The sequence below is a fragment of the Oscillospiraceae bacterium genome, from assembly GCA_035353335.1.
Taxonomy (GTDB): Bacteria; Bacillota; Clostridia; order Oscillospirales; family JAKOTC01; genus DAOPZJ01.
Genome location: DAOPZJ010000100.1, coordinates 1 through 4,257 on the forward strand (window position 1 = coordinate 1; position 4,257 = coordinate 4,257).

At 55.6% G+C, this 4,257-nt stretch carries 7 protein-coding genes; all 7 read right to left on the minus strand.

The window, feature by feature from the left end; all coding sequences use genetic code 11:
• On the minus strand, positions 1-676 hold a 676-nt coding region (locus tag PKH29_12475; GenBank protein HNX15653.1), incomplete at its 3' end, for a hypothetical protein.
• 11 nt (positions 677-687) lie between these two features.
• Entirely contained in the window at positions 688-993 is a 306-nt protein-coding gene (locus PKH29_12480; protein HNX15654.1) for a hypothetical protein, read from the minus strand.
• Between the two features lie 21 nt (positions 994-1,014).
• Positions 1,015-1,209 carry a phage holin gene (locus tag PKH29_12485; protein HNX15655.1) on the minus strand — a complete coding sequence of 65 codons (195 nt, stop codon included), beginning with the start codon at positions 1,207-1,209 and terminating at the stop codon, positions 1,015-1,017.
• A 15-nt stretch (positions 1,210-1,224) separates the two neighbouring features.
• Positions 1,225-1,956, minus strand: a complete 732-nt coding sequence (locus PKH29_12490; protein ID HNX15656.1) for a hypothetical protein — start codon at positions 1,954-1,956, stop codon at positions 1,225-1,227.
• Positions 1,957-1,978: 22 nt separating this feature from the next.
• Positions 1,979-3,253, minus strand: coding sequence for a BspA family leucine-rich repeat surface protein (locus PKH29_12495; GenBank protein HNX15657.1), 1,275 nt, complete (start codon positions 3,251-3,253; stop codon positions 1,979-1,981).
• Position 3,254: 1 nt separating this feature from the next.
• Positions 3,255-3,692, minus strand: a complete 438-nt coding sequence (locus PKH29_12500) for a hypothetical protein (protein ID HNX15658.1) — start codon at positions 3,690-3,692, stop codon at positions 3,255-3,257.
• Positions 3,692-4,257 (minus strand): hypothetical protein (locus PKH29_12505; GenBank protein ID HNX15659.1); only part of this gene is annotated, 566 nt, incomplete at its 5' end. The genes PKH29_12500 and PKH29_12505, both read right to left, overlap by 1 nt.

The window sequence follows — 4,257 nt, forward strand, 5'->3', positions numbered from 1 at the left end:
CAACGGCCTGCTGTGTTTGAATCTTCTGCGCTTCTGCCGCGGCCGCCGCGGAATTCCGTATTTGATCGGCCACGCTGCCGCCGGAACCCGTTCCGCCCAATATCGCCGCGACTCGATCGGCCACGCTTGTATTTGTCGGAGACGGTGCAGGCGTCGGCGTCGGAGACGGTGCAGGCGTCGGCGTCGGAGACGGTGCAGGCGTCGGCGTTTTGTATTCCGGGCTTACCCCACCCGGCCCGTTGATCGGCTTGTTGAGCCCTTCTTGGTTTGCCGACAATTCATATGGCGTCTGCCCGGTAAGCCCGCCGGGCGTGTTACCGTGTATCAGCACATTCCCCGCGCTTTGGCCTACGCTTTGGCCCACGCCATAGTCCGGAGTCCGGTTGATTTTCGGATTGATCGTCACGTTTTGGTCATAAATATATCCCGAACTCTGCGGCGTCACATAGTCGGGCGTTCTGTTTATCTTCGGATTGACAGCCATTTTCGGATCATATACATAGCCGGTCTCCACCGGTGCCGAATAGTCCGGAAGCCGATTTATTTTCGGATTGATCGACATATCTGAATCGTAAATAAACCTGGACTTTTTCGCTTTTTCCAGGTCTTCGGCCGTCGGATAGTAATTGGCATCCTGCCCCTGCGGGATAAGATATGCCGGTTTTTGATTAGCCATTTGTGATCCCCTCACTTTGCTTTCGGTTTGATTGGCAAGGACCGCACGCCTGTCATGACATGGTCGAGGTATCCGTTGCCAGCAAGATCGTCGTGATATATTTTGTGCATATTGAATAGGTCTTCAAGGTCTTCCTCGGAAATTTCTCCGGCGCTGGAATATTTGTTCCCAAGATGCTTGATCTTGTCATAAAGCAGCATGCGGACTCCAGCCCGGACTCCGTCTTTTTTCTTTGACCGATTGCAAGCCACAGTGAACACCCCGCTGATTAAAGCGGAAAGCGCGCCGCTCCCGAGAACTGCTACTAATATCTCCACGACGATCCCCCTCACTCACTCTTAAAATTTGTCTTTGGCGGTCGGATTGTTGAGCAGTCCGAACACCGTGAACGCCTCGAGCACCGCCGTGACGATGCCCGAGATCGCCGTGCTCCATTCCGGGCCGATGACGCCGGTCAATACCAGAATCGAGAGCACTTGCGCCGCCAGGCCGCTCCAAAACACCGGAGATTTGAATCTGTTCTGCTTGATCATGATTTTTGACTCCTTTCAAAATACGATAACGGATTTATCGACAAAACCGATTTTCTCGGTCTTCGTCGGATAGATGATCGCGGCCATCGTCATGCCGCGCGCGTTTATCCCCCTGACGCCTATGTATTCGACGCTGTCAACGTCAAAGACGGTCCCGATCCGCTGCTCTGCACCGAAATCAGTATATACCGGACTGTCTTTTGAGACATGGCATGGGACGGTCGCGATCTCGTTTTCGGGCTTGTCCTTATAGTCGATATAAACGCACTCGCACCATTTTTCCCAGGCCCGGTCGGTGAGTTTTGTCCTGACGACGCCGTTTCCGAATTCGCCTTTGGCGCACTCGATCACGTCCCCGTTCCCGACGTAGACGCCGCAATGGCCTTTCTTCGAGACGATCAGCCCGGGCCGCTCCGGAATCGCGTCGATCTCGCCGCGGACTTTCGCCCGGTTATACCACCCGCTCGCCGACGTGTCGGTCACTCCGTCATACTTCGGCGCTTTTTCGATATTTCCGCCCGTCCATAAGAACCACTTAATCAGCCCTGTGCAGTCGCACCCGATACCGCCGTCAGCGATTGCCGCGTGTAATTCGTCTTGATAGGATTGAGGATAATGGTCTGGATATTGGATTGTTTTAGACGCTATGAGTTTATCGGTGATTTTCTGCCCGTAGGTGCCCCACATATACCGAACGTTTTTGCCGAGCGCCTTTTCGCAGAAGCGCACGAACTCTTTATTTGTCATAAAAATTCCTCTCTTTATCATCTCACGCGACGGTCCAGTTTTTCGCCGTCGCGACCGCGATCTGTTCCGCGGTCAGTTTGGCTTTCAGCGTGCTGCCGAGCGTCAGAGTCTTTCCGGTGAAGCCCGTCAGGTCTTTCAAATTCGCGATGACGGCGACCAGCGTCGCCGCGCTTAAATTCGTGCTTGACGACAAAGTAAAACTCAAAGAAACGTTCGCCGGGAGAACAAAATGCCACATCGTCGGAAGTTCTTCCCACACCGCCGTCATAGCGGTCACGGACGATATATCCCACCCCGTCAGGTCGAGCGATTGCAAATTCCGGCAGTTATACATCGCGTAAGCGAGCGTCGTGACCGCCGAGACGTTCCACCCCGACAAATTCAATTCCTGTAAACTGCCGCAGTTCGTAAAGGCATAAGTGAGCGTTGTCAACGCCGACGAAATATTCCAGTCCGATAAATCCAGCGTTTTCAGCGACCTGCAGTCCAGCCACGCGTATGACAAACTTGTAATCTTTGAGACGTCCCATCCGGTCGTAACGAGCCGAATCAAACTCGCGCAGTCCGCCCAGGCGCTTCCCAGCGACGTCACATTTGATACGTTCCAACCGGACAAATCCAGCATCCGCAAAGCACAGCAGCCGTACCACGCCGACGCCATCGTCGTCACCGAAGACACAGCCCATCCCGTCAAATCCAGCGCTTCCAATGAGCTGCAGCTGAGCCATGCGTTTGCAAGCGACGTGAGCGCCGTCACGTCAAGCACCGTCTCGTATTTTACGGAGATTGATCTAAGCCCGAAGATATTTGTCAGAGACGGAAGCCGCGCGTAGATTTCGCAGATTTCGTTGGTTCTTGCGCTGTAAAGATCACCATTCGCCGCGTATATCCCGTTCAGCGTGACCGCCGTAATGGCCGTTCCCGTAATCCGATAGCAGACGTAATCATCCGTTCCCGTGTCCGCGCCGCTTTTTGTGGTCGCCGCGCCGCTTGCCGCCGTCCATGTCGCCTCGGCGATAAATCCCGCCGCGCTGACTTTTCCGCGCGCAACGGTATAATTGCCCGTGCAGGTCGCCGTTACGGACATAAACCGGGTTTTGCCGGCCGGTTGATTCAGATAGTCATAGGTGAGATAACAGACCTCTTGTCCCGTCAGGTCGATATTGCCGTAATTCGGCCACTCCGCCGGGCGGGCCGCCTTGATATACTCGGCGGGCGTCATGGTCAGAGGGTCGAGCGTTACCGTCTCATACCGGATATCCGGTCTCGGTCTCGGAAATCCCGCAAAGCTGCTCATGTTAATAATCCGCTCCCGATACGGTCACCTGCAGGCCCGCCGCGACGGTCGTGCCGATGGCCGCGTTGATTTTATACCCCGCGGGCAAAAACTGAATCGGCGGGACCTTTTCACCGGTGTTCTTGTCGATCAGAAGATCGTTGTCCGCCAAAGCCGCGACCTCGGAGAGCGTCGCCGCCGCGATCGTGGTCTCATGAAACAGCGAATTGTTTGCCGCGGTCGCGCTGTCGCTCCCGTTGTTGACGAACAGCCGCAGCACGGTCGCGACGTTTGTGCCGAGCGCGCGGACTTTGATCTGATCGATGCGCGCGCCGTTCACACCCGCCTCAAACAGCGTGACGACGGTTCCCGTGCCGTCTTTCGCGGTATTCGCAGTTGCAAGGGTTCCCCATGATACTTTCGGAGTCAAGGGATAGATCGGTGTCGTGTTTGCCGCCATTATAATGCACCCCCGTTATTTTGATAGTTATACAAAATCGAGCCGACGGTCTTTTGAGCGACTTCGGTGCTGTCGGTGAGAAATCTCGCTGCGCCGCCCCTGCCGTAGAGAAGCACTCTGCCGAACGGTTCCGCCGTCGGATAATAAAACTGGATCCGGCCCGCCGTCGCTCCGGAAAAGAGAAAAGTGGTCACGGTTTCGAGAATCGCATTTTTGACTTGTTTTCCGGCCACAAGCACGTTGCCGCTTGTGTCTTTTGAGACGAACAGCGCCGCAAGCGCGGTCTTGACGGTGCTCCAAAGGGTTTTCTTCTGCACGGTGTTCGCCGCGTCATAGACCGGAATCTCGTCGGCGTCCGAAAGCGTTGTCAGCTCGGTCTGCCCGTCGATCTCTTTCGCGTAATCGGCGGCGTCCCCGATGTTCTGCCACGCATACGCAGTGTATGCCGTCGGAGCCGTCGCACTTGCGCCCCAATAAACCCCGAGCCAGGCGTCCGCCGTGTCCTTCATATCATCGTCGGAATCGGGCTGCGCCGCCGCCCATTTGATATGGATGTAGGCGTTTG

Bases quoted from the DNA above. Each gene is read 5' to 3' on its own strand.
- PKH29_12500 (HNX15658.1), bottom strand. From the start codon at position 3,692: ATGGCGGCAAACACGACACCGATCTATCCCTTGACTCCGAAAGTATCA.
- PKH29_12495 (HNX15657.1), bottom strand. From the start codon at position 3,253: ATGAGCAGCTTTGCGGGATTTCCGAGACCGAGACCGGATATCCGGTAT.
- PKH29_12485 (HNX15655.1), bottom strand. From the start codon at position 1,209: ATGATCAAGCAGAACAGATTCAAATCTCCGGTGTTTTGGAGCGGCCTG.
- PKH29_12490 (HNX15656.1), bottom strand. From the start codon at position 1,956: ATGACAAATAAAGAGTTCGTGCGCTTCTGCGAAAAGGCGCTCGGCAAA.